The organism is Myxococcales bacterium (assembly GCA_016706225.1).
GTDB lineage: Bacteria > Myxococcota_A > Polyangia > Polyangiales > Polyangiaceae > JADJKB01.
Genome location: JADJKB010000025.1, coordinates 783,730 through 806,758 on the forward strand (window position 1 = coordinate 783,730; position 23,029 = coordinate 806,758).

The 23,029-nt window shown below is 67.3% G+C and carries 17 protein-coding genes; 5 read left to right on the forward strand and 12 right to left on the reverse strand.

Annotated features, from left to right (window positions below; genetic code table 11):
- Window positions 1-128: 128 nt before the first annotated feature.
- The 4 genes from IPI67_41980 to IPI67_41995 all read right to left on the reverse strand — a co-directional run bounded on the left by IPI67_41980 (window position 129) and on the right by IPI67_41995 (window position 4,008).
- Complete coding sequence (locus IPI67_41980; GenBank protein MBK7586744.1) at window positions 129-455, reverse strand: SCP2 sterol-binding domain-containing protein; 327 nt, start codon at window positions 453-455, stop codon at window positions 129-131.
- Window positions 456-531: 76 nt separating this feature from the next.
- Complete coding sequence (locus IPI67_41985; GenBank protein ID MBK7586745.1) at window positions 532-1,284, reverse strand: FadR family transcriptional regulator; 753 nt, start codon at window positions 1,282-1,284, stop codon at window positions 532-534.
- Between the two features lie 135 nt (window positions 1,285-1,419).
- Window positions 1,420-1,692 carry a hypothetical protein gene (locus IPI67_41990; protein MBK7586746.1) on the reverse strand — a complete coding sequence of 91 codons (273 nt, stop codon included), beginning with the start codon at window positions 1,690-1,692 and terminating at the stop codon, window positions 1,420-1,422.
- 108 nt (window positions 1,693-1,800) lie between these two features.
- Complete coding sequence (locus IPI67_41995) at window positions 1,801-4,008, reverse strand: S9 family peptidase (GenBank protein MBK7586747.1); 2,208 nt, start codon at window positions 4,006-4,008, stop codon at window positions 1,801-1,803.
- Window positions 4,009-4,145: 137 nt separating this feature from the next.
- On the opposite strand from IPI67_41995, the gene IPI67_42000 reads away from it, so the two are divergent.
- Together IPI67_42000 and IPI67_42005 are read left to right on the forward strand one after the other, a co-directional pair.
- Window positions 4,146-5,291, forward strand: coding sequence for a hypothetical protein (locus IPI67_42000; GenBank protein ID MBK7586748.1), 1,146 nt, complete (start codon window positions 4,146-4,148; stop codon window positions 5,289-5,291).
- A complete protein-coding gene (locus IPI67_42005) occupies window positions 5,276-5,596 on the forward strand; it encodes a gamma-glutamylcyclotransferase (protein ID MBK7586749.1) in 321 nt (106 codons plus the stop codon). Before IPI67_42000 ends, IPI67_42005 begins: the two co-directional genes overlap by 16 nt.
- Here the strand turns inward: IPI67_42005 and IPI67_42010 are convergent.
- Both IPI67_42010 and IPI67_42015 read right to left on the reverse strand, forming a co-directional pair.
- Window positions 5,574-6,317, reverse strand: a complete 744-nt coding sequence (locus tag IPI67_42010; protein ID MBK7586750.1) for a hypothetical protein — start codon at window positions 6,315-6,317, stop codon at window positions 5,574-5,576. The two genes, IPI67_42005 and IPI67_42010, sit on opposite strands and share 23 nt — an antisense overlap.
- Window positions 6,318-6,336: 19 nt before the next feature.
- On the reverse strand, window positions 6,337-7,659 hold the full coding sequence (locus IPI67_42015; GenBank protein ID MBK7586751.1) for a citrate synthase: 1,323 nt from the start codon (window positions 7,657-7,659) through the stop codon (window positions 6,337-6,339).
- 240 nt (window positions 7,660-7,899) lie between these two features.
- Between IPI67_42015 and IPI67_42020 the strand changes: the two genes are divergently transcribed.
- Window positions 7,900-9,480, forward strand: coding sequence for a L,D-transpeptidase (locus IPI67_42020; protein MBK7586752.1), 1,581 nt, complete (start codon window positions 7,900-7,902; stop codon window positions 9,478-9,480).
- Window positions 9,481-9,588: 108 nt separating this feature from the next.
- Here IPI67_42020 and IPI67_42025 read toward each other — a convergent pair whose 3' ends face one another.
- The gene (locus tag IPI67_42025) at window positions 9,589-11,436 is read right to left on the reverse strand and encodes a zinc-ribbon domain-containing protein (GenBank protein MBK7586753.1); all 1,848 of its coding nucleotides are present in this window, start codon (window positions 11,434-11,436) and stop codon (window positions 9,589-9,591) included.
- A 126-nt stretch (window positions 11,437-11,562) separates the two neighbouring features.
- Between IPI67_42025 and IPI67_42030 the strand changes: the two genes are divergently transcribed.
- Window positions 11,563-12,273, forward strand: coding sequence for a 1-acyl-sn-glycerol-3-phosphate acyltransferase (locus IPI67_42030; GenBank protein ID MBK7586754.1), 711 nt, complete (start codon window positions 11,563-11,565; stop codon window positions 12,271-12,273).
- 24 nt (window positions 12,274-12,297) lie between these two features.
- Here the strand turns inward: IPI67_42030 and IPI67_42035 are convergent, their stop codons facing one another.
- On the reverse strand, window positions 12,298-13,314 hold the full coding sequence (locus tag IPI67_42035; GenBank protein MBK7586755.1) for an NAD(P)-dependent glycerol-3-phosphate dehydrogenase: 1,017 nt from the start codon (window positions 13,312-13,314) through the stop codon (window positions 12,298-12,300).
- The gene (locus tag IPI67_42040) at window positions 13,311-14,924 is read right to left on the reverse strand and encodes a 1-acyl-sn-glycerol-3-phosphate acyltransferase (GenBank protein ID MBK7586756.1); all 1,614 of its coding nucleotides are present in this window, start codon (window positions 14,922-14,924) and stop codon (window positions 13,311-13,313) included. The genes IPI67_42035 and IPI67_42040 overlap by 4 nt, the downstream gene beginning before the upstream one ends.
- 427 nt (window positions 14,925-15,351) lie before the next feature.
- On the opposite strand from IPI67_42040, the gene IPI67_42045 reads away from it, so the two are divergent.
- Window positions 15,352-16,200, forward strand: a complete 849-nt coding sequence (locus tag IPI67_42045) for a sel1 repeat family protein (GenBank protein MBK7586757.1) — start codon at window positions 15,352-15,354, stop codon at window positions 16,198-16,200.
- Window positions 16,201-16,210: 10 nt separating this feature from the next.
- Here the strand turns inward: IPI67_42045 and IPI67_42050 are convergent, their stop codons facing one another.
- The 3 genes from IPI67_42050 to gltB all read right to left on the reverse strand — a co-directional run bounded on the left by IPI67_42050 (window position 16,211) and on the right by gltB (window position 23,017).
- On the reverse strand, window positions 16,211-16,954 hold the full coding sequence (locus tag IPI67_42050; GenBank protein ID MBK7586758.1) for a hypothetical protein: 744 nt from the start codon (window positions 16,952-16,954) through the stop codon (window positions 16,211-16,213).
- 70 nt (window positions 16,955-17,024) lie between these two features.
- Window positions 17,025-18,446, reverse strand: coding sequence for a glutamate synthase subunit beta (locus IPI67_42055; GenBank protein MBK7586759.1), 1,422 nt, complete (start codon window positions 18,444-18,446; stop codon window positions 17,025-17,027).
- Window positions 18,446-23,017 (reverse strand): glutamate synthase large subunit, encoded by a 4,572-nt coding sequence (gltB, locus tag IPI67_42060; GenBank protein MBK7586760.1) that lies wholly within the window; start codon window positions 23,015-23,017, stop codon window positions 18,446-18,448. Before gltB ends, IPI67_42055 begins: the two co-directional genes overlap by 1 nt.
- Window positions 23,018-23,029: the final 12 nt, after the last annotated feature.

Consider the following 23,029-nt stretch of genomic DNA (forward strand, 5'->3'; position numbering starts at 1 on the left):
GCCGAAGCGCAGTCTAGGACCTCTCGCGCGGAGCGTCCATCGCTCGCCGACAAAAGGAAAACGCCACGGGCGCCGGGTGGCGCTTCCGTGGCGTTCAGAAGTGCGCGGAGCTACCGCGCGTCGAGTGACTACTTGAGGACTTCGGTCAGCTTCTGCAGCTTCATGGCCAGGCCCATGTCGCCCTCGATCTTCAGCTTGCCCGAGAAGAACAGCTGCTGGCCGTTGGCACGCCCTTCGAGCATGTCCACGTAGTCCGTTGCGGCCATCTTGATGGTGCAGGCTGCGGTTCCGTCGCCCTCGGCCACGCCGGGCGCGTCCTTGAGGTTCATGACCCAAGTGCCGCCGCCGTCGCCAGCGAGCACGAACTTGTAGACCGCACCGATCGCGGCCGCCTTGTCCTTGTGTTCGGCAATCTTGATCGCGGCCTCGTCCATCTTCTCTTTTGCAGTCGCCATGCTCGTTCTCCTGGTTTTCGTGTTCGTTGTTTGGAGCCGAGGGCTCCTTTGCCACCGGACGCGCCGGCGACGAAATTCATGGGGGGCCCGGTGGCCGGCTCTTCTTGCCCAGTGATTCGACGAAGGTCGCGTGCCGGCTGGCCCAGATCCAGAGCAGCAGTGAGCGCGCTCTCTCGGCGTCCCGCGCGCGCACCGCCTCGACGACGTGCACGTAGCCCTCGGTGATCGAACCGGTCGAGACCCAGAGATTCTCGAGGTACGGCGTGTATTTTTTCAACAGGCCGCGCACGCTGTTCATCAGCAGCCGAGGCACCATGTTCTTGGCGGCGCCGGCCAGCGCCCAGTTGAAATCGAAGTCGAGCCAGAGCAAGCGCGAGAGATTCTGCTCGTTGCGCATCTCGGCCACGATCAGATCGAGCGCACGGAGATCCCCGTCGTCGCGGCGTGTAGCGGCGAGCTCTGCGAAGTCGGCGCTCAAGATGCGGGCTACCTCGAGCAGGTTCTTGAGCACCTCGGGGTTGACGATGCCGTCGGGGGTGACGACCAGGTACTCGATCACGTCGACGCCGGCGTGTTCGCTGTAGTCGAGCACCTCGGTGCCGGAGCCGGCGCGCCGCGCGATCAGGCGCAGCTGCTCGAGCTGGTTCATCGCTTCGCGCACGGTGAAGCGGTTGACGGCCAGGTCTTCGGCCAGGCTGAGCTCCGGGGGGAGTTTGTCACCCGGGGCGTAGGCGCCGGACAGGATGCGCCGCTTCAGCAGCTCCGCCACCTGGGTTCCGAGCTTCGGGCTCGCGGGATCTGCCCGCTTGCGCCGGGCCACAGCAGCCATCGGCCGGGGTCATAACCGGAGAATGTCCAACAATCAATGCGAAATGTTGAACAAATGCCTGATGTGACAGCTAAGCTGTGGAAATCAAACGAGCGCAGCCGATTGCGACCGCGCTCGAGTGAACGACCAGCTCCTTCAGCTGCCGGCGTCTGCGCCAGCCTGGGTCGGCTTCGTCAGCACCTTGGCCGGAGTCGGTGCGACCGTTGCCGTCGCGGTGGCCGTCGCCGTGGCCGTGGCTGCCGGGGTCGTCGTTGCCGGGGTCGCTGGCGCAGTCGGAGCGGCAGTGTCAGTCGCTGGGGTGGTCGCCGCCGGCGTGGAGTCCGCGGGACGGTTTTGAACCACGCAGCCAACGAACACGACCGCGAGGGTGCCGAGGATTGCAATACCCGAAAAAGCTTTGGAATTCATGAAGAACCTACCTTGTAGAGCGCTCGGAGCTTACACAATAGCCCGCGTAACCGCGAGGTTTGACGTGCCAGCTCTGGGATCGACGCAATCCGGCCCCCCCGTCCGGCCTCATTGCACGCCGAGCTCCGAGAGCACAAAGGCGAAAATGTCAGCGTATTCGTCGGCGACCTTGCTGATGGGCTTGCCGGCGCCGTGGCCGGCCCGGGTCTCGGTGCGCAGGTAGATCGGCCGACTCGAGCGGGTGGCGTACTCGAGGGCCGCGGCCATCTTGCGGGCGTGCATCGGATCGACCCGGGTGTCGCTCTCGGCGGTCATCAGCAACACCGCGGGGTACTCCGTGCCGAGCGTCACGTGGTGGTACGGCGAGTAACCGAGCAGCCACTCGAACTGTTTGGGATCTTCGGGCGAGCCGTATTCGGGGATCCAGAGCTTGGCGATCTGGAAGCGGTGGTAGCGCAGCATGTCGGTCAGCGGGACGCCGCTGACCGCTGCGCGAAATAGCTCCGGCCGCTGCACCACCGCGGCGGCGACGAGCAGCCCGCCGTTGCTGCGCCCATGGATGGCCAGACGCTCGGGGCGGGTCAGCTTCGTCTTCACCAGATCTTCGGCCACCGCGATGAAGTCATCGAAGACGTTTTGTTTTTTCTCCAGCTGTCCGGCCCGGTGCCACGCCTCGCCGAATTCCCCGCCGCCTCGCAGGTTCGCCTGCACACTGATCCCGCCCTGCTCCAGGAACGCGTAGGTCGAGCGCGAGAAGCGCGGCGAGAGGCTGACGTTGAAGCCGCCGTAGCCGTAGAGCAGGGTGGGGTTGTCGGCGCTCTCCAACGAGACGTCTTTCTTGTGCACCATGAGGTACGGGATCAACGTGCCGTCCTTGCTCCTGGCTTTGCGGGCGGTCACCGCAAAATCACCGGCCGGGATGTTCGCGCTGACCTCGCGCCAGACGCTGACGACACCGGTCTTGAGATCCAGGCGGCGAACGCTGGGTGGCGTGACGAACGACTCGAAATCGAAGAACGCCTGCTTGTCGTCGTGCAGCCCGGCGAATCCGTTGCTGGTGCCGAGCGTGGGCAGAGCGACGGCGCCGAGGCTCTTGCCCTTCAGATCGAAGCGCTCCAGTCGACTCACGACCTCGTGGGTGTAAGCGACCAGGAGCTCGCCGCCGATCACGTTGATGTCCGTGAGCACGTCCTCGCTGTGCTCGGAGATCACCTGCTTCCAGTGGCTACGCTCCGGTGCTTTCGGGTCGATGGCGTACACCGCGTAGCGCGGCGCGGCCTCGTTGGTGCGCACCCAGATGCGGTCGTCGAGTGGCAGCGGGTCGTAGACGTTTTCCGCGTCCAGGGTCAGCTCTTTCCAGCTCAGTTTCGCGGCCGTCGTGTCTGCCAAGAAGAGGGAGCTCTTGCTCCAGCCCTGGTGCACACGCATCACGAGCCAGCGGCCGTTGGGAGAGATGGCACAGCTCGGAAAATCCGTGAACACCTTGGCCTTGAACACGACGGGGTCGTCGTCGGCGGCGCGGCCGACGAGGTGTTCGAAGATGGTGCGGTGATATTTCTCCTCGCCGTCCGGCACGCTGCCTTTGGCGGGGAAACGCGAGTAATAGAAGCGCTTGCCGTCGGGGAGCCAACACACCGACGAGTACCGCGCGCGCGTGATCTGATCGGGGAGGTCCTTGCCCGTCGCGACATCGCGCAGGCGCAGGGTGCTCTCTTCGCTGCCGCCCTCGCTGACCCCGAACGCCAAGACGGCGCCGTCATTCGAGGGTTGGTACCAGTCGAGCGACGTCGTCCCGTCCGTGCTCATCACGTTGGGGTCGAGCAGCGTGCGATCCGCGCCGCCGAGCCCATCACGGACGTAGAGCGCGGGCTGGTTCTGGTGGCCCTCGCGGTGCGTGTGAAAGTAGCGCAGCGCCCCCTTTTTCGTGCGCCGAACGCTGGGCAGTGACTGCTCGCCGATGGTCAATAACTCTTCGAGTCGCGCGCGCAGCTTGATGCGCGCCGGCAGTGTGTCCAGGTCGTGCCTGAAGCGCGCGTTCTGGGCCTCGACCCAGGCGTCGACCTCCGGATTGTCGGAGGCCTCGAGCCAGCGATAGGGGTCGGCGATCTCGTGCCCATGGATGGTTTCGGTGAGCTCTTGACGACGGGTCATCAACTTGGGCCTTTGGGCGGAGGTCTCGACGAGGATGGGCACGACGTCGGTCGCGAGGACGGGTTGGGGTGCGGGCTCGGGAGGTAGCTGTGCGGTGGCACAGGCGAGCGCGGCGACCACCCCGCTCGTCAGTGTCAGGATCTTCAGCACGTGTCTTCGGAGCATTGCTGCGGCCAACTCTAGCCGTGTTCGGGGGCGATTCCTCGGGATATTCCCCGGGGCTGCCCGCGCCCGCCGCGACGCACCGACGGGGGCCCAAGCATTTGGACCGCGGCGCTGTGCTCTGGGAAGATCGGGCTTCGATGCGTGCTTTGCTCCTCTACGGCCTGATCGCCAGCGCTTGTATGGCTCAGCCCGCGGCGGTGCAGCCGCCGCCACGGAGGCCGCCGGCGCAGAGCGCGGCGCCCGCGCAATCCGCGCCCGCGCCCGCGGCGGCGCCGAGTGCATTGCCGCCGCTGCCGCTCGCGCCGTCGCCGGTCGGGTTCTTGAAGGGCCAGACTCACGTGCACACGAATCGCTCCTATGACGCCCGCACGCCGCCCGAGAACGTGCTCCGGTTTTACGCCGAGCGCGGCTACGACTTCGTTGCGCTCACGGATCACAATCGGGTGACGGTCATCGCGCCGCCGCCCGGACTGCTCCTGATCCCGGGCGTCGAGCTGTCCCAGAACTCGAGCGTGTGTGACCCGCAACCGACGCCAGGTTATCGCTGTCTGTTTCACGTCAGCGGTCTGTTCGTCGATCCGGCCAAGGACGCGCGTCACGGGGAGCGGCTCCCTCTCCCATTCCGGCCCGGACGACTGGAGGCCTATCGTTCACAGCTGGACGTGGTGCGCGGTCTGGGCGCGGTCCCCGTGCTCAATCACCCGCTGTTTCACTTCGCCGCGGACGCGCGCTTGATCGGCGCGCTGGCGGAGGCCGGTGTGCGTCACGTCGAGCTGTTCAACGCCAGCCTGGACCAGCAGCACCCGTCGGGTCGAAAGGCCGCCGAAGCGCGGGCTGAAGAGCTGTGGGACGAGGTGCTCAGCCAGGGCACACACGTGTTTGGCTTGGCCACCGACGACGCCCACCACTTTGCCGACAGCGCCGACCGGGCCCGGGTCGGGAAGTTCGCCTACGTCGGAGATCGCGCCTGGATCATGCTGCGGGCGGAGAAAAATCCGGCCAGCATCCAGCGGGCCTTCGTCGCAGGGGACTTCTACCTATCGACCGGGGTGACCTTGTCGAAGCTCGAGTCCGCTCGCGGCGCATTGAGCGTCGGGATCTCGAGCGTTACCGGAGAGACGTACACGATCCGCTTCGTCGGCTCGCGCGGGCGTGAGCTCGGGCGCGTCACAGGCAGCGAGGCGAGCCAACGGTTGCCGGCGGGGCCAGGCTATGTGCGCGCGGTGGTGGAGGACTCGGCGGGGCGCAAAGCCTGGACCCAACCGCTGTGGGCCGCGCTGTGATGGTGTTCGTGTACGGCTCGCTGCGTCGGGGCGAGCGGCATCACGCGGAGCTCGAGGGAGCGCGCTACGCGGGCGTGTGCCGGACTGCCCCGCGCTATCGGCTGCGCAGTCTGGGCCAGTACCCGGCGCTCGAGCTGCACGGTGACGAGAGCGTGGACGGAGAGCTGTACGAGGTCGATGCGGTGCTGCTCGTGCGCCTGGACGAGTTCGAGGGGTGTCCGGAGCTGTACCAGCGCGCCGAGGTGATGCTCGACGACGGCCGCGTGGTGCAAGCGTACGTGGTCAGTGGAGGCCGGAGCGGGTGAGCTGCTCGTCGAAGCGAGCGTCGAACGCCTCGATCTCCTGGACGACGCGCGGGTCGTCGAGCGCGCCTTCGAGGTTCTCGGCGCCCTGATTCACCGCGTCGCGCTCCTCCTCGGCGAGCTCTCCGGGCGAAGCGTCACTGCGCTTCTGGAACATCGCGGCGACGGCGCGCCCGGCCGCCGCGAGGCTGCGTTTGGAGGCGAGCGCCGCGGCGCCGAGCAGTAGCCGTGAGGTGGACAGATCACTCGCCGCAAGCGCGCGATCGAAGCTGCCGCGGATCAGCTTGGCGTCACTCTCCCGTCGCTCGCCCCCCTCCGGCAAGAGGCCGCGGACCAGGCAGCGCTCGACGCTGCGACCCAGGAGCAGCGCGGTGCACAGATCACGACTGATGCCCCGAGCCGCGCCCAGCAACGCCAGCAGCTTGCGCAGCGGGAACAAGATCAGTTTTGCCAGGATCATCGGCAGAGCCATCAGGCACCCGCTCGTGCAGCCGACGGACTCGGAGTAGAGCGGCGCGACCTCTTTGGCCGAGAAGCTGCGGCCGTGCAGCTCGAGCGCGCGCCCGACGATCAGCCGCCCGACCGCGCTCCGGAACACGTCGTCGGCGAACGGCAACGGCACGAAGCGACATGCCGCGTAGAGCAGCGCCGAGAGCACGAGCGAACGCTCGAAGCTCAGCTTCGCCGCCGGGGCGAGCGCGGTGGTCTCGGGCGTGTCGCTCACGTCAGCCGGTTCTCGCGCTTCAGCCTACGGGCGGCACGACGCTCTTTTCGCGGCGCTCGCTGATGGGTTGGTACTCCCGCTCGTCGTAACCCACGTAGACCTGACGAGGGCGCGCGATCTTCTGCTCCTTGTCGAGCAGCATCTCTTGCCACTGCGCCAGCCAGCCGGCAGTGCGCGGGATGGCAAATAGCACCGGGAACATGTCGACCGGGATCCCCAGTGCCTCGTAGATCAGGCCCGAGTAGAAATCGACGTTGGGGTAGAGCTTGCGCTTGACGAAGTAGTCGTCCGACAGCGCGATCTTCTCCAGCTCGAGCGCGACGGCCAGCAAGGGATTCTTCTTTCCGACCACGTCGAACACCTGATCGGCCAGGTGTTTGATCACCCGCGCGCGCGGGTCGTAGTTCTTGTACACGCGGTGGCCAAAACCCATCAAACGCCCGGCCACGCCGCCCTTGACCTCCTTGACGAATGCCGGCACGTGGCTCACGTCGCCAATTTCCCTGAGCATGCGCAGCACGGCCTCGTTGGCGCCGCCGTGCAGCGGGCCATAGAGCGCAGCCGCGGCGCCGGCCACCGCGACGTAAGGATCGGCTTGCGAACTGCCGATGCTGCGCATGACGTTGGTCGAGCAGTTTTGTTCGTGATCGGCGTGCAAGATGAACAATACGTCGAGCGCCCGGACGATCTCCGGATGGGCAATGTAGCGGGGCTCCGCGATGCGCTTCATCATCGCCAGGAAGTTCGCGGAGTAACTGAGCTCGTTGTCGGGATACACAAATGGCATGCCGACGCTGTGGCGGTAGCTCCACGCTGCGATGGTCGGCATCTTGGCGATCAAGCGGATGATCTGCTGGCGACGGATGTCCGCGTCCTGGACGTGTTTGGCCTCGGGGTAGTAGGTGCTGAGCGCCCCGATGGTCGCGACCAGCATCGCCATGGGGTGTGAGTCGTAGCGGAAGCCGTCGATGAACGTGCGGAGGTTCTCGTGCACGTAGGTGTGGGTGGTAATTTCCCGGGTGAACTCGCCCAGCTCGTGGCTCGTGGGCAGCTCGCCGTGCAGGAGCAGGTACGCCACCTCGAGGTAGCTGGAGCGCTCCGCCAGCTGGTCCACCGGATAGCCGCGGTAGCGGAGGATGCCGCGGTCCCCGTCGATGAAGGTCACCGCCGAGCGACACGAGGCGGTGTTCATGAAGGCCGGGTCGTAGGTCATCAGCCCGAAATCCTCATCGTCCGTGCGGATTTGCCGAAGATCCATGGCCCGGATGGTGCCGCTCGCGATCGGAAGCTCGTAGCTCTTGCCGGTGCGATTGTCGGTGACGGTGAGGGTATCCGATGGCATGCGCTGACTCCTCGTGGGTTATCTGAGCTCGTTTTCGTCGGGGGGCGTCGCGACCGCAAGGCCGATTCGGCGGCGCCCCGGCCCGGTGCGCGGCGGCGCGCGGACGCCGGCGGACCGGTCGCCGTTTTCTGGGCCTAATGCGGTCGATTTGGCAAACCCGTGTCCATGGCGTCCCGTGTCCCGCACTGTTCCAACCCGAGCGGGCTCCCGCGGCGGTCCCTGAGGCCCCTGGGCCTCGGCTTGATTTCCGCGCTTTCCCTGCTTGCTCTCGCGGGTTGTGATGGATTCTTTGGCAAGTCGGACCCCGGAGCCGCCAAGGTCAAACCCGAGAACGGCGGCGCGAAGCTCGACGAGGAGGACTGGTCCGCGGTGCCCGTGCCGCCCGAGGACGGCCCCCGCCTGGCCCCGGTCAGCATGACGGTGCCGATCTACCCGAAACCCGACAAACACGCGGACGCCATCGGGTACCTGCGGGTGGGCGCGCGAGTCGCCCGCTCCGCCACACCCGTGGACCGGCGAGACTGCCCCGACGGGTGGTACGCGGTCCGTCCGATGGGTTTTGTGTGCGCGGGGCCCGACGCGACCATCAAGCTCGATCACCCCACCGCCAAGGCGATTCAGGTGGAGCCGCATCGCGAATGGGCGATGCCGTATCGCTATGCGTTCACCCGGGCGATCGCGCCGAACTACCTGCGCATTCCCAAGAAGGACGACCAGTTCCAGTACGAGATGCGGCTCGAGCGGCACCTGCGGAACTGGAAGAAGCTGGCTGAGAAGTGGGACGTGCTGACGGTGGGTGCCAACGACGTGCCGCTCGACAAGGACGGCTACGCGATCGGCGGAATCCCCGAGCACGCCCAGCCGCTGGACCAGAGCGCCCGGTTCGGCGGTGATGGTCGCGACGAGATCCCCTGGTGGCTGGTGGGGGAGCGGCGCATCCCCAACATCTCGAGCTTTCGCGCGCCACCCTACGCCATCATCGCCGATCGGGTGAAGCGTCACACGGGTGTCGCGTTGATCGGCACCTTCGTGGCTGGGCCGGACGCTCAGAACCGGCGCTTCGCCATCAGCACCGACGCGCGCCTGCTGCCCGCCGACAAACTCAAGGCCGACAGCGGCTCACCGTTTCACGGTTTCTCCGTGCGCGACACCGGCCTGCCGGTGGCCTTCGCGCGCAAGGCCGGCGCAACATGGTGGGACGTGAAGGAGGGCAAGCTCGAGAAGGGAGAGCGGCTCGGTTGGCGCGAGTTCGTGCCGCTGACTGGCACCGTGAAGATGCTTCAGGGCGTGCGCATGGTCGAGACGCGCAGTGGTCGATGGCTGCGCAGTGACGACCTGAAGACTGCCGCCAAACCCAGCCAGCTGCCGTCATGGGCCAAGAAGGGCACCAAGTGGCTCGATCTCAGCATTGTCAGCCAGACGTTGACGCTGTGGGAAGGTGACCGGCCAGTGTATGTCACCCTCGTCTCGAGCGGCAAGGACGGGCTCGGTGAACCGGGCAAGACCCTGAGCACTCCGCGCGGGACCTTTCGCATCTATCAGAAGCACATCACGACCACGATGGACTCGGACGTGGCCGATCACGAGTTCGAGCTGCGTGACGTGCCGTGGGTGATGTACTTCAAAGGTGGCTACGCGCTGCACGGCGCGTACTGGCACGACGACTTCGGCAGGGTTCGCTCCCACGGCTGTGTGAACCTCGCGCCAATCGACGCACGCTTCGTGTTCATGTGGGTGACCCCCGAGGTGCCCACACACTGGCACGCAGCGTACGCGGGTGACTCCACCGAGCAGGGTACGCTCGTGTACATCCATCCTTGAGACGGGGCTCAGCGCTGACGCGCGATCAACGCGAGCGCGATCAGCGCCAGGCAGGCGCTCGCAGCGAGGAAGGCGATGGACATCGCGGCTAGTGGGCGAGGCGAGTCGTCACTGCGACAGCCCGGGGATCTTCGGACGCCCGTCGGGGCCGTACAGGCTCGGCGGTTGTTTGAGGTAGAACGAGACCCCAGCGCCCGCCACGATCATCAGGAGGAACAGCATCACGAGCACACAGCCCAGCGCGCGCGACTTCTTCGGCGCCGGCTGCGCTGCCGAGTAGGGAGCGTTCGGCTGCGGCATGGGCATCGCGCCGGGAGCCCCGTATGGCGAAGAGACGGGCTGGATCCCGGTTGGTTCCCACAGCGAGTCGAGAGGTTGATCGCGCCCCGGCGGTGCGCCGAGATCGAGACCTCCAAACAACTCCTGCGCTTGTTCGTCGGGTGAAGCGGAGCTTGCGAAGAGCTGGTTGCCGCCCGCCGCGGCCTCCGCGGAGAGCCGTTGCTCCATCGTGGTGTCGTCGTCGTCGAGCACGACCGACGACGACATCGGGCGAGACACCGCCTGGAAGCCGTCTTCCATCGCCAGCGTGCGCTCGTCCATGTCGGACAGGAGGTCGTCGACATCGTGACTGAGCCCGCTCGGCGGCGGGACTGCAACCGCGTGCTCTTCTTCGATGCGCGTGGGCACGTCGTCGAATTGATCCGCCAACATCTCGGGCTTGGAGCGCTGTGGCAGTCGCCCACCGGGGGCCCTGGCCGAGCTCAACAGCTCCATGGCGCCCTTGCTGTCCAGGGAGACCGTCACGTCCTCGAAGCCGATCTCGTTGTCGTCGCGACCGGGCTCGTGCCACACGCCGGAAGAGAGCTTGCCGCGGCTCGAAGGCGGACCGATCGCGCCGAGCGAGGCCACGATCGTCGCGTCCTCCTCCGCCGGTTCGTCCATCGGGTAGTCGTCGTCGGCGTCGGCGACGGCGGCCAGAGGCGACAGTCCGCGCGCGCCGAGGGCGGCGGCGATCATCGGGATTTCCCAGGGCCGCTTCCAGTCCTCCATCCCGTCGGCCCAGATGAACGTCTCCTGATCGATGCTCCCTCGAACGTAGAGCTGGACCAGCTCCGGGGTCCCCATCTCTTCGTGGTGCTCGTCGGTCAGGGCGACGGTCCATTCGGGCTCCGCTCCATCGCCGTCGGCGAGGTCGGGCTTGCTTGTCCGGGCGCTGGGCGGTCCCGCCGTGGGCGGGGCGGCGCCGAACGGCGTGCGATTGGCGGGCGCCTTCTGATCGCGCGCCGGTGGGGGCGCGGCACGGGGCGGAGCGGGCGCCGCCCCGGGAGGGGGCTCGAGGCCGCCCAACATCGTCTTCTTGGCGAAGCTGACGCCCTTGGTTGCAGCCGTCGCAGCAGGGCGCGGCACGCTTGCGGGAGTCGGCAGCGCCGCGGCGGGCTCTCGCCAAGCCGCGGGTTTGCCGGCGCTCTCTGAGAGCGCGCTCCAGTCGTTGTCGTCCCTGGGGGGAGCTACCTTTGGAGCCGACGGGCTCGCGCCCGGACGGGGTGAGGTCAGGCCCTTGGCACCCAGCGCCGACGTTGCCGGTTTGGGCGCGTCGGCCCCGGGTTTGGGCACGACCGCTGCAGATTTTGGCGCAGCCACTGCGGGCTTCGGCGCGACGGCCGCGGGTTTCGGCGCGGCCAGCGCGGGCTTCGGCGTGACAACCGCAGGCTTGGGAGCTGCGGCTGCGGGTTTTGGTGCGACGGCTGCGGGCTTCAATGCCGCTGCAGCCGGTTTGTCTGCTGCTTCAGCGGTCTGCTTCGGCGCTCGGGCTTTGGGTGCGGCCGGTGAGAGCTGCGTTCCATCCAAGATGATCGGCGAACCGCAGCGCTTGCACGCGATTCGCACCTTGCGGCCGCGGACTTTGTCGTCGGGTACGGCGAATCGCGCCGGGCAGCTGCTGCAGGAAACTTCCATTGACGGAGGCCGGAAGAGCCTATGCCAGTCGACTCTGCGACGCCAGCCCATAGCGAGCCTCGATTGCGCGCTTTCGGGTCTTGCTTGGCGACCGCCGAGTCGCCGTGGTTTTGTCGAGGGAAGACCATGACGCTGTGGCATCTGACCCGGGCCGTCGCCGAAACCGCCTGGATCTCGGTCCCGACGCTGCTCGACAGCGCAATCGGCCGTTTGACCCCTGCGAAGTGCGACGCGCGACTCGCATGGTGGTCACGGCAATTGCTCGACGATGCGCACATCGAGATCGAGGTCTTTGGTCTGGAGCTTGCGCCGATCGACGAGTCGTTCGTGATCATGAGCAATCACCAGTCGCTGTACGACATCCCCGTGCTGTTCCAGGTGCTCAAACAACGCGTGCGCATGGTCGCCAAGAGCGAACTGTTCAAGATCCCCGTCTGGTCGGGCGCGATGCGCGCCGCGGGGTTCGTCGAGGTCGATCGCCAGAATCGCAAGCGGGCCATCGCCAGTCTGAAACGAGCCAAGACTGCGCTCGCCGAGGGCACGAGCATCTGGATCGCACCGGAGGGGACCCGCAGCGACAGCGGGCGCCTGGGTTCGTTCAAGAAAGGCGGGTTCCATCTGGCGCTCGAGACCGGCGCCAGGATCCTGCCAATCACCATCGCGGGCACGCGGGAGGTGCTGGTCGCGCGAACCGGGAGCGTCAGAGCGGGCGCGCGAGTCAGCGTGCAGTTGAGTGCGCCCATCGACCCGAATCAGTACGGTGAGGCTCGCAAAGAAGAGCTGATGGACGCGGTGCGACGCGCCATCGCGGCGCACATGCCGGACGAGCTTCGCTGAGCTGAGCCGGCGATTGGGCCTTCGTCACAGCGCGAGCGCTGCGAACTCGGGCCCTGCCGGGATGCTCATGAGCTCGCCGAGCAAACGCGGGACCTCGTGGTGTTCGTAGAGCAAGCGGTACATCGCGGCGACGATGGGCAAATCGAGGCGTTTCGCCCTGGCAAACTCGAAGGCGGCCTTGGACATCTTCACCCCCTCCGCCACCATGCGCATGTCCCGCTGGATATCCTCGAGCTTCTCCCCTTTTGCCAGTCGCGCGCCGACCTGATGATTGCGCGAGAGCGGCGAGGAGCAGGTCGCGATCAGATCACCCATGCCGGCCATGCCACCGAAGGTGAGCACGTCTGCTCCCATGGCCACGCCAAACCGCGCCATCTCCGACAGCCCACGCGTCAGGAGGAGCGCACGGGTGTTGTCGCCGAGCCCGAGCCCCGACGCAACACCGGCCGCCAGGGCGATGATGTTCTTGAAGGCGCCGCCGACCTCTGCGCCGATCACGTCGTGCCCGTGGTAGACGCGGAAATAGTCGTTGTGCAGCGCCGCGTGTGCACGCACGAAGACCTCCGCGTAGCGGCTTGCGACCAGCGTGCCCGCGGGCTGCTTTGCCGCGAGCTCCTTGGCCAGGTTGGGCCCGGACAACACACCGATCTTTCGCAGGCAGGTCTCTTCGCGCAGGACCTCACTCATGCGGCGGAAGCTGCCCTGTTCGATGCCCTTCGTTGCGTGCACCACGATGTGCTCGCCGGTCAGGTAGTTGCCCATCTCGCGCGCCGTCTCGCGCATCGTGTGAGAGGGCACCACCGCGAACAAGAGCGACGCACTGGTGCAGATCCGCTCGAGATCCGTCGTCGCCTCGATCGTCTCTGGCAGCTGGAATCCCGGCAAATACTGGCTGTTTTCCCGGCTCTTGTTCAGCTCCTGACACAGCTCTTCGCGGCGCGACCAGAGCAGGGTTCGCTTGCCGTTCTCGCCGAGCACCTTGGCCAGGGTGGTGCCCCAGTTGCCCGCGCCGATCACTCCAACGCAGTCGTCGTTCGTCATGCTGCGTTCTCTCCCTTGGCTGCCGCGGCCCGCCGCAGATCGTACCCCGCCAGGCGGTTGCCGTAATAAAGCAGCAGGTTGCGGTCTTCGTGGAACACACGGTCGCCGCGCCGGACCGCGGCCGGATGCGCGTGGTAGCTGCCGAAGGCGCGAATTGCGTCGTCGACCACGGCCTCGGCGCCCTTGTGGAGCTCTTCCGAGAGCCGCGGACCCGTGCCCGACGCCCGCAGTGCGTCGATCACCCGCTCGGTCTCCCGGCACAGATCCAGGAAGGGGACGCAGGGAGACTTGCCGCCCGTTCTGAGCAGGCGATACAGATCCATGCCGGGATTCTCCTGGCGGAGCATCTGGAGCAGGGTGTGGCCCACGACGTGGGTGCTCATCGCGACGTTGTCCCGGAGGAACTCGCGACCGATGGCCCGGGCGAGCTCGTTCGTGTACTCCTCGTCGCGCTGGTTGTCGTATACGGCCTCGCCGTTCGCGGTGACGTAGCTCGCCGCGTCGACCGTGCGTCCGCGCGGGTCCAGGCTGCGTCCCTCTTCGTCCACCGGGTTGCCGACGACGTCGAGCGGGCGACTGAAGGTGATCACCACCTTGCTGTCGAGGGACACCAGGTTCGTCATGAAGTTCAGCACCTGCCGCGGGCGGCTGAACTCGTCGTCCTCGATGATGTAGCGATTCTTGCCGACCTCGGTCAGGTGATCTTCGATCAGCGTCTCGGCCTCGAGCCCGAGTTTGTAGGAAATGGTGCAAGGAACGACGTACAGGTTCGGTTTTTCGCGCCGGCTCTTCAGGTTGCCGACGTAGGCTCGCACCGCCGTGCCGAGCAGTCCGCGCTTCAGCTTCTGCTCCACCGCGCCGCTGCGCGCCCGGGTACCACCGGGGAAAAACAGGTTGTTGTAGTCGAGCTCGAGGGCGACGGTGGCGTACTCTTTGAGCACGTCCTTGTAGAGCGCCGCGCTCTTCTTGCGGTCGACGCGGTAGGCGCCGAGGTTGTTCATGAAGAACGACGTGACGGGGTTGTTGAACAGGTTGAGGCCAGCGCCGTAGAGCAGCGGAGGCAAGCCGATCAAGTGCACCGCGTAGCCGAGCACGATGCTGTCGAGGTGCGAGGAGTGGGTCGGAACGACGACCAGCGTGCCGCGGTCCAGCAGGCTGCGCGCGTGGTCGACCTCGCCCTGGATCTGCACGTGATCGGAGAGGCCGTGGCGCAGTGAGCCGAGGGAGCGCAGCTTCCCTGGCGACATGGCGCTGAGCAAGACGCTGAGCCCGGTCGGGACCACGGTCGTCGACAGCTTGTACACCCGGTCGTCGAAGTTTCCGACGATCTCCGACGCAAACCTGAGCGCCATCTCGTCCAGCAACTCTCTCAGGTCGCGAGCCGAGGCGTGGCGCAAGCGCTTCTGCACGCGGTGATAGAAGGCGTGGTCGTCACTGATGCGGGAGTCGCCTGAATGATCGCTCTCCAGCCGCCTGCGCTCGTGATATAGCGTGTCGCTGACCAGGGCTTCGAGCCCCACTTCCTCGGGGCCTTTCACGGTCGCAACGTAACGGTCCACGACGCGGGTGGCGGCCTCGATTCGGGCTCGCTCGCGGTGCTCGGGTCGCATGGGAGCCCGAGCCTACAACGCCAGGCGGGCGGCTGGGATCGCACTTCGGAAGCGCAGCCAGCGGGCGCCCATTCGCGGGCGCTCACCCGGGAATTTGCCGTTGATTTTCCGCCTGGAGGCGCGCGTTTGCGCCGTTTCGGCCGTGGGCTCCGAAGACACAGCGTCGGGCCCGGTGCCGCGGCGTTCCGCGCGTGCCAGCGCACACCCATGGATGCTAGGCCTCTGCCCGGTGTCGACCCAGGAACGAGACTTAGCGCGAGACGGCGAGGACCAGGCGGAGCCGGAGCCGGGACGCCGGGCTGCGGCCGTCGAGGACGACAGCGAAGCCTCCGCCGCTGGCGAGCGCGCGAGTGACGCGCCCGCCGCGCCGGTCCGGCGTCGCGCGCCTGCATCCCGATTGACGGCGCCGAGTCCGGCTGAGCGTTCCATGTTGGTGCCCTTTGTCGTCGGTCTGACGCTCGGGGCGAGCGCTGTGGCGGCGCTCGGCTGGCTGCGGCCGGCGCGGGAAAAGAGCATCGACGCGGCGCTCTCCGTGCGTTGTGAGAAAGGCGAGCTCCTCGCCTGCCGGCAGCTCGGACTGTCCCGCATGGTTGGGCTCGAGGCACCGAGCGATTTGAAGGCTGCGCGCGAGTTGCTCGAACGGGCCTGTAACGGCAATGACGCCGCGGCCTGTGGTCAGCTGGCTCGACTCATGGAGAGCGGGCAGGTCGGCGCGGTCGATGGGGCGAAGCTGACTCAGCTCTTCGAGCGGGCCTGCGAGGGCGGCGAGGCGGAGGCGTGTGCCTCACTTGGCAAGCGCTACGACAAGGGTCGCGGGGTGGCGAAAGATCAGGCCAAGGCCGCGCAGCTCTTCCAGAAGGGGTGTGACCTTGGCAACCCCGCGGCGTGCGGTGGCCTCGCCATCGCGAAGTTCATCGGCATCGGTACCGCGCAGGACCTGGAGCTCGCGGTGAGTCTGTTCCAGAAGGCCTGTGACGGCGGCGACGCCGATGGCTGCCATGGTCATGGGCGCATGCTGCTCGGCGGCCGCGGAGTCGCCAAGGACGAGGCACGCGCGCTCGAGCTGTTCGAGCGCGCCTGTGGCGCGGGCTCGGTCATGGGCTGCCGCGCGTTGGCTCTGCTCGTCGAAGACGGCAAGGTCACGGGTGGCGCCGATCCCGCGCGCGCGCGCCGCGCCCACGAGCGGGCTTGTGCCATCGGCGATCAACCCTCCTGTGACCGGCTCGAGCGTCCGAGCCCAACGCGCGCCCCGGTGGAGACACCCGAACCGCATTGATACGGTCGCCTCAGCGGAGCGGTGGGCGGACCTTGCACCAGACGCGCAAGATCAAGGTGCCGCGAACCGTCCACGGCGTGACGTCGACCCGGTCGATCTGATCGACGGTGGAGATCGGCAGCCGATGCATGAGGCGTTCAGCCACGAACTCGCGGCGCGTGGCCTCGGTCGAGAGCTGTCCGATGTCGTCCCCCTTGACCACGAAGGTCACCAGCTCGAACACGCCGAGGGCCTGAGCCCGAAGCCGCGCGCTCGAGGGCGGCGCGTTGGGATCGAGCATCGCGGACGCCAGCAGGTCGATGGTGTCCTTGCTCACGCGCTCGGGCTTTTGACCTCGCGGCGCGTTGGGCGGTGGGGCTACTCCCGGCATGGTCATACGGGGCTGAGCGCGCTCCGGCGGCGGCTCGGAGAACCCCCGCGTGCGTTGGCGTGGCCGGATCCCGGTCGGGGCCTCGTCGGGCAGATCACCTGGGAGGCTCGCGCGAGCGCTCGGTGGAATGAGCTCCGCGGTGATCGCCGCCAGCGTCTCGCGTCCAGCAGGCACGAGGTGGAACTCGAGCTCCGGAGCGTCCGTCCGCGGTCGCCTGTCCGTGGTCATGGCGGCCAGGGTTTCGCGGCCCGCCGGCGCAAATCCGATCTGGATCTCCGGTGACGAGTCGTGCGGGTCGCGTGGTTTCTCCGGCGGAGTCACCGGGACGCGCGGCTCCGGGCGTGGCGGGCGTTTGGGGGGGCGCTTGCGCGGAAGCTGGGCCAAGTCCCCTCAGTATTCCACATCCGAGCGGTTCGGCGATAGCCCGCACGCGCCCGAAGTTGGGGGCCAAGGCTCAGTAGAGCTCGCTTCGACCCATCAGTCGCTCGTCGATCGCGTGCGCCGCGCGGCGCCCGTCCGCGATGGCCCAGACCACCAAACTCTGACCGCGCTGGCAGTCGCCCGCGGCAAACACGCCGGGCACGTTGGTGGCGAACTTGGCATCGACCGCAACATTGCCCCGACGATCGAGCGCAACTCCTAGCGCCTCGAGCAGCCCTGTCTTTTGCGGATGCAAGAAGCCCAGCGCCAGGAGCACGAGCTCGGCACGCAGCTCGAACTCGGTACCGGCGACGCGCTGGAAACGACCGGCGATCGACTCCACCTCCACGCCGTGCAGCGCCATGACTCTGCCGTCTTCGCCGCTGAAACGCTCGGTCGACACGCTGAACGAGCGCTCTCCGCCTTCTTGGTGTGAGGTCGACGTGCGAAGCATGAGCGGCCACTGGGGCCAAGGCGTGCTCGGCGCGCGCGAGTCGGGAGGGCGAGGCATGATCTCGAGGCTCGTCACGCTCACCGCGCCTTGGCGGTGTGCCGTGCCAATACAGTCGCTGCCGGTGTCGCCGCCGCCGATCACCACCACGTGTTTGCCGGTGGCGAGGATTTCGGCGTCGCTCGCGATGCGGTCACCGGCCAGCCTGCGGTTCTGCTGCTCCAGGAACTGCATCGCGAAATGGATGCCCGCGAGCTCCCGCCCCGGCACGGGCAGATCGCGGGGCGCGCGCGAACCCATGCTCAGACACACCGCGTCGAACTCCGTCGTGAGTTGCGTGGTCGAAGGAGCGCTGCCCACGTCGACCCCGGTGCGGAACTCGACGCCCTCTGCGCGCATCTGCTCGACGCGGGCTTGGACCCAGTGTTTCTCGAGCTTGAAGTCCGGAATGCCGTAGGTGAGGAGGCCGCCGATGCGGTCGTCGCGTTCGAACACCACGACGCTGTGCCCGGCGCGGTTCAGCTGTTGCGCCGCCGCCAGCCCGGCCGGGCCCGAGCCGACCACGGCGACCTTCTTGCCGCTGCGGCTCGCTGGTGGCCGCGGCACGATGCGGCCCCGATCAAAGGCGTGGTCCGCGATGGACTTCTCCAGGAGCTTGATGCTCACGGGCTCGGCGTTGATGCCGAGCACACAAGAGGCTTCACACGGCGCGGGGCATACCCGCCCGGTGATCTCCGGGAAGTTATTGGTCGCGTGCAGGCTGTCAATCGCATCATCCCAGCGCCCGCGGTAGACGTGGTCGTTCCACTCCGGGATCAGGTTCGCGAGCGGGCAGCCGCTGTTGCAAAACGGAATGCCGCACTCCATGCAGCGAGCACCCTCGTGCGCCAGGCGCTCGTCGATCAGCGGCAGCTCGATCTCGCGGTAGTCCTTGACCCGCTCGTCCACCGGGCGTTTTGGCGGCTCTTCCCGCGAGTATTCGAGGAATCCGGTCGGTTTGCCCATCAGCCGGCTCCCGCGCTCTGGCGACTTCCGTGGGGCTCCGGCAAGGGTTCACCCTCCGTGGGTTCGCCGGCGTCGGCGGCGCCGGCTCGCTCGAGCGCGCGCCGGTACTCGATGGGCACGACCTTGATCAGCTGTCCGCGGATCTCGTCCCAGCGCAGCAGCAGCTCGGCGGCCTTCTCGCTGCCGGTCGCGTTGCGATGCTCCGTCAAGAGCTCGGCCACGAACGTCGCGTCGTCAGAGCTGAGGGCCTCGAGCTCGACCAGGTCCAGGTTGCAGCGCGACTCGAAACCACCGTCTTCGTCCAGCACGTACGCCAGACCCCCGCTCATGCCTGCGGCGAAGTTGCGGCCGGTCTTGCCGATCACCAACACCCGGCCGCCGGTCATGTACTCACAGCCGTGGTCGCCGACGCCTTCGATCACCGCCACCGCGCCGCTGTTGCGCACGGCAAATCGCTCGCCGGCGACCCCGCTGATGAAGGCCCGCCCACTGGTCGCGCCATACAGCGCGACGTTACCGATCAGCACACTCTCGTCGGAGCGGAAGGTCGCACCGCGCGGGGGACGCACGCTCAGGTTGCCGCCCGAAAGGCCCTTGCCGACGTAGTCGTTGGCGTCGCCCTCGAGGTGAAGGTGCATGCCGTTGACCGCGAATGCGCCGAAGCTCTGGCCGGCGCTGCCCTCGAACTCGAGGGTCAAGGTGCCGTCCGGCAGGCCGTCGTGCCCGTGGCGTCGGGCGATCTCGCCGGCGATCATCGCGCCGACCGTGCGGTGCACGTTCTTGATCGGCAGCGTGAGTCGCAGCGGCTGTTTCTGCTCGATGGCCGGGCGCACGCGCTCCATCAGCTCGTGATCCAACGAGCGTTCGGTGCCGTGCTCCTGCGCGCAGCTCTTCACCACCTGCTGGCCCGCTCCGCGCTCGGCTGGGGTGAGCAGGGCAGAAAAATCCAAAGACGCGGCCTTCCAGTGGCTGCTCACGTCCCGCGCGCGCAGGCGATCGACACGGCCCACCATCTCTTCCACGCTACGAAAGCCGAGCTGGCTCATCAGCTCGCGCGCCTCTTCGGCTACGAAGAACATGAACCGGATCACGTGCTCCGGCTGTCCCGCGAACTTCTTGCGCAGGACTGGATCCTGGGTGGCCACACCCACCGGGCAGGTGTTGAGGTGACATTTGCGCATCATGATGCAGCCGCTCGCCACGAGTGGGGCGGTCGCAAAGCCGAACTCCTCCGCGCCGAGCAGCGCGGCGATCACCACGTCGCGGCCGGTGCGCATCTGGCCGTCCGTCTGCACCACGACGCGACTGCGGAGATCGTTCTTGACCAACACCTGATGGGCCTCGGCGAGCCCGAGCTCCCACGGCACACCGGCGTGCTGGATGCTGGTGAGGGGCGCCGCGCCGGTGCCTCCGTCGTAGCCCGAGATCAGGATCACGTCGGCTCGAGCCTTGGCCACTCCGGCCGCGATCGTGCCCACGCCCGCCTCGGCCACCAGCTTCACACTCACACGCGCCGTCGGGTTGACCATCTTCAGGTCGAAGATCAGCTGCGCCAGATCTTCGATGCTGTAGATGTCGTGGTGCGGGGGCGGCGAGATCAGCGTGACGCCGGGGGTCGAGTGGCGAGTGGCTGCGATCACCGCGTTGACTTTGTGGCCCGGAAGCTGGCCGCCCTCGCCGGGTTTTGCGCCCTGTGCGATCTTGATCTGCAGCTCGTCGGCGTTGACCAGGTAGTGCGTGGTGACGCCAAAACGCCCACTGGCCACCTGTTTGATGGCGCTCCGTTTGCTGTCCCCGTTCGGCAGCCGAGCGAAGCGCTGTTCGCGCTCGCCGCCCTCACCGGTATTGCTCTTGCCGCCGATGCGATTCATCGCGATGGCCAGGTTCTCGTGGGCCTCGGCGCTGATGCTGCCAAAGCTCATGGCGCCGGTGGCAAAGCGGCGGACAATTTCGGTCGCGGGCTCCACCTCCGAGAGCGGGATGCGCGCTTCCGCCGGGACCAAGTTCCAGAGCCCGCGCAAGGTGATGGGGCCGCGTGACTGCTGATTCACGATGTCGGAGTACTCGCGGTAACTGTTCACGTCCTCCTCGCGCACCGCACGCTGCAGCGCGGTGACGACCTCGGGACTCCACAGGTGGCGCTCCCCTTGGGCGCGGAAGTGATACTGACCCCCGGGGGCGAAACTCCTGGCGGGTTGGGCGCGCTTCGGCCACGCCGCCTCGTTGCGGCGCCGGCACTCTTCGGCGATGCCTTCGAGTCCCACGCCGCCGAGGCGCGAGGTGGTGCCGGTGAAATAGCGCTCGATCACGTCCGGGCCGAGGCCGATGGCCTCGAAGATCTGCGCGCCCTGGTAGCTCTGGAGGGTGCTGATCCCCATCTTGCTCATGACCTTGAGCAGGCCCTTGTTCACGGCCTTGACGTAGTTCTTCTGGGCGACGTGCGGATCGGTCACGCCCGGCAGCAGGTTTTGTCGCGCCAACTCTGCCACCGTGTCGAGCGCGACATAGGGGTTCACTGCGCCGGCGCCGAAGCCGAAGAGCAGGCAGAAATGGTGGACCTCGCGGGCCTCGCCGGTCTCCACCAAGATGCCGACGCGCATCCGCGTGCCGTTGCGCATCAGGTGACTGTGAACCGCGCCCAGAGCGAGCAAGCTCGGGAGCGGCGCCATGTGCGCGGTCGCGCTCTTGTCCGACAGCACGAGCACGCTGTGGTTGTTGAGCATGGCCAGCGACGCTTGCCGGCACAGCTCGTCGAGCGCTGCCTTCAGCCCGCGGCCGCCCTCGGCCACCGGATAGACCATGGGCAAGGTCGCCGGGCTCCGGAAATGGATCTGGTGAGTGCCGCGCAGGGTCGCGAGGTCCTCGTTCATGAGCACCGGGCTCGGCAACTCGACCATCTGCGCGTGGTCCGGCAGCTCGAACAGCAGGTTGCCCTCACCGCCCATGAAGTTGCGCAGGCTCATCACCAGCGCTTCGCGGATCGGATCGATGGGCGGGTTGGTGACCTGTGCGAACTGCTGTTTGAAGTAGTTGAACAGGAGCTGCGGGCGATCGGACAGCACCGCCAAGGGCGTGTCGGTGCCCATGCTGCCGGTGGGCTCTTCCCCCTTCTCGGCCATGGGCGCCAAGATCAGCCGCAGATCTTCGGTGGTGTAGCCGAACTCGTGCTGGGCGTTCCTGAGGCTGGTTGGGTCAGGGGGCTCGACCGTGTGGGGGACGTCGTCGAGCTCGTCGAGGTGGATGGCGTTGTCGCCCAGCCACTTGCCGTAGGGCCTGCGCTCGGCGACGGAGAGCTTGATCTCGGCGTCCTCGACGATGCGCCCGGCCTCCAGATCGACCAGAAACATGCGGCCCGGCTCGAGCCGACCCTTGCGCGCGATCTGCGACGGCTCCGCGTCCATGACCCCGGTCTCCGAGGCCAACACGACCAGCCCGTCCCGCGTCTCCATCCAGCGTGCCGGGCGCAGACCGTTGCGGTCGAGGATGGCGCCGATCTGACGGCCGTCGGTGAAGGTGAGGGCGGCGGGGCCGTCCCAGGGTTCCATCAGGCAGGCGTGATAGGCGTAGAAATCACGCTGGTGCTGGGGCATGCCCCGATCGTTCTGCCACGCTTCGGGCACCAGCATCATCATCACGTGTGGCAGGGAGCGGCCGGCGTGCAGCAGGAGCTCCGCGACGTTGTCGAGCTGCGCCGAGTCGCTGCCACCCGGGGTGATCGTGGGCAAGATGTGGCGGACCTCTTCGCCGAATACGCGCCCGTCGAACAGCTGCTCGCGTGCATGCATCCACTGAGCGTTGCCGCGTACGGTGTTGATCTCGCCGTTGTGTGAGAGCAGGCGGAACGGCTGCGCGAGGTGCCAGGTGGGGAACGTGTTGGTGCTGAAGCGCTGATGCACCATGGCAAGCGCGCTGACCGCCCGAGGGTCCTCGAGATCTCGATAGAATTTGGCGAGCTGGTGGCCGAGTAAGAGGCCTTTGTAGACGAGCGTACGGCTCGACAAACTCGGGACGTAAAAAGCGTCGCGCTCCGGGATGTCACTCTCGCGGACCGTGCGCTCTGCCCACTTGCGGATCACGAACAGCTTCAGCTCGAAGCTGGCCTGATCCTTCGTCGTCGAGCCGATGAACACCTGCGCGATCACCGGCGCGCTCTGGCGCGCGACCGGGCCGAGCGCCTCCTCATTCACGGGCACCTCGCGCCAGCCCAGGAGTCGCTGGCCGGTGCCCAGGATCTTGTCCTCCAGCACTTGCTGGCAGCGGGCACGCGCGGACGCATCGCGCGGCAGGAAGACGCAGCCGACGCCGTATTCACCGGGCGGGGGCAAGCTGAGCCGCGGCGCGAGCTCGGCCGCGAAGAGCGCGTGCGGAATTTGAATCAGGATGCCGGCGCCGTCTCCGGACAGCGGATCACAGCCGGCGGCGCCTCGATGTTCGAGGTTCAAGAGGATGCCGATGCCGCGCTCGACGATGCCGTGGGAGGCTGTGCCGTGGAGGTTCGCAATGAAACCGACCCCGCAGGCGTCATGCTCGAAGCGCGGGTCGTACAGACCGCTCGCGGTCGGCAATCTCATCGGTTCCTCGGG

What these genes read in the sequence shown, in the direction of transcription:
- IPI67_41980 (MBK7586744.1), bottom strand. Translation starts at nt 455, where the DNA reads ATGGCGACTGCAAAAGAGAAGATGGACGAGGCCGCGATCAAGATTGCC.
- IPI67_41985 (MBK7586745.1), bottom strand. Translation starts at nt 1,284, where the DNA reads ATGGCTGCTGTGGCCCGGCGCAAGCGGGCAGATCCCGCGAGCCCGAAG.
- IPI67_41990 (MBK7586746.1), bottom strand. Translation starts at nt 1,692, where the DNA reads ATGAATTCCAAAGCTTTTTCGGGTATTGCAATCCTCGGCACCCTCGCG.
- IPI67_41995 (MBK7586747.1), bottom strand. Translation starts at nt 4,008, where the DNA reads ATGCTCCGAAGACACGTGCTGAAGATCCTGACACTGACGAGCGGGGTG.
- IPI67_42000 (MBK7586748.1), top strand. Translation starts at nt 4,146, where the DNA reads ATGCGTGCTTTGCTCCTCTACGGCCTGATCGCCAGCGCTTGTATGGCT.
- IPI67_42015 (MBK7586751.1), bottom strand. Translation starts at nt 7,659, where the DNA reads ATGCCATCGGATACCCTCACCGTCACCGACAATCGCACCGGCAAGAGC.
- IPI67_42025 (MBK7586753.1), bottom strand. Translation starts at nt 11,436, where the DNA reads ATGGAAGTTTCCTGCAGCAGCTGCCCGGCGCGATTCGCCGTACCCGAC.
- IPI67_42030 (MBK7586754.1), top strand. Translation starts at nt 11,563, where the DNA reads ATGACGCTGTGGCATCTGACCCGGGCCGTCGCCGAAACCGCCTGGATC.
- IPI67_42035 (MBK7586755.1), bottom strand. Translation starts at nt 13,314, where the DNA reads ATGACGAACGACGACTGCGTTGGAGTGATCGGCGCGGGCAACTGGGGC.
- IPI67_42040 (MBK7586756.1), bottom strand. Translation starts at nt 14,924, where the DNA reads ATGCGACCCGAGCACCGCGAGCGAGCCCGAATCGAGGCCGCCACCCGC.
- IPI67_42045 (MBK7586757.1), top strand. Translation starts at nt 15,352, where the DNA reads ATGTTGGTGCCCTTTGTCGTCGGTCTGACGCTCGGGGCGAGCGCTGTG.
- IPI67_42055 (MBK7586759.1), bottom strand. Translation starts at nt 18,446, where the DNA reads ATGGGCAAACCGACCGGATTCCTCGAATACTCGCGGGAAGAGCCGCCA.
- gltB (MBK7586760.1), bottom strand. Translation starts at nt 23,017, where the DNA reads ATGAGATTGCCGACCGCGAGCGGTCTGTACGACCCGCGCTTCGAGCAT.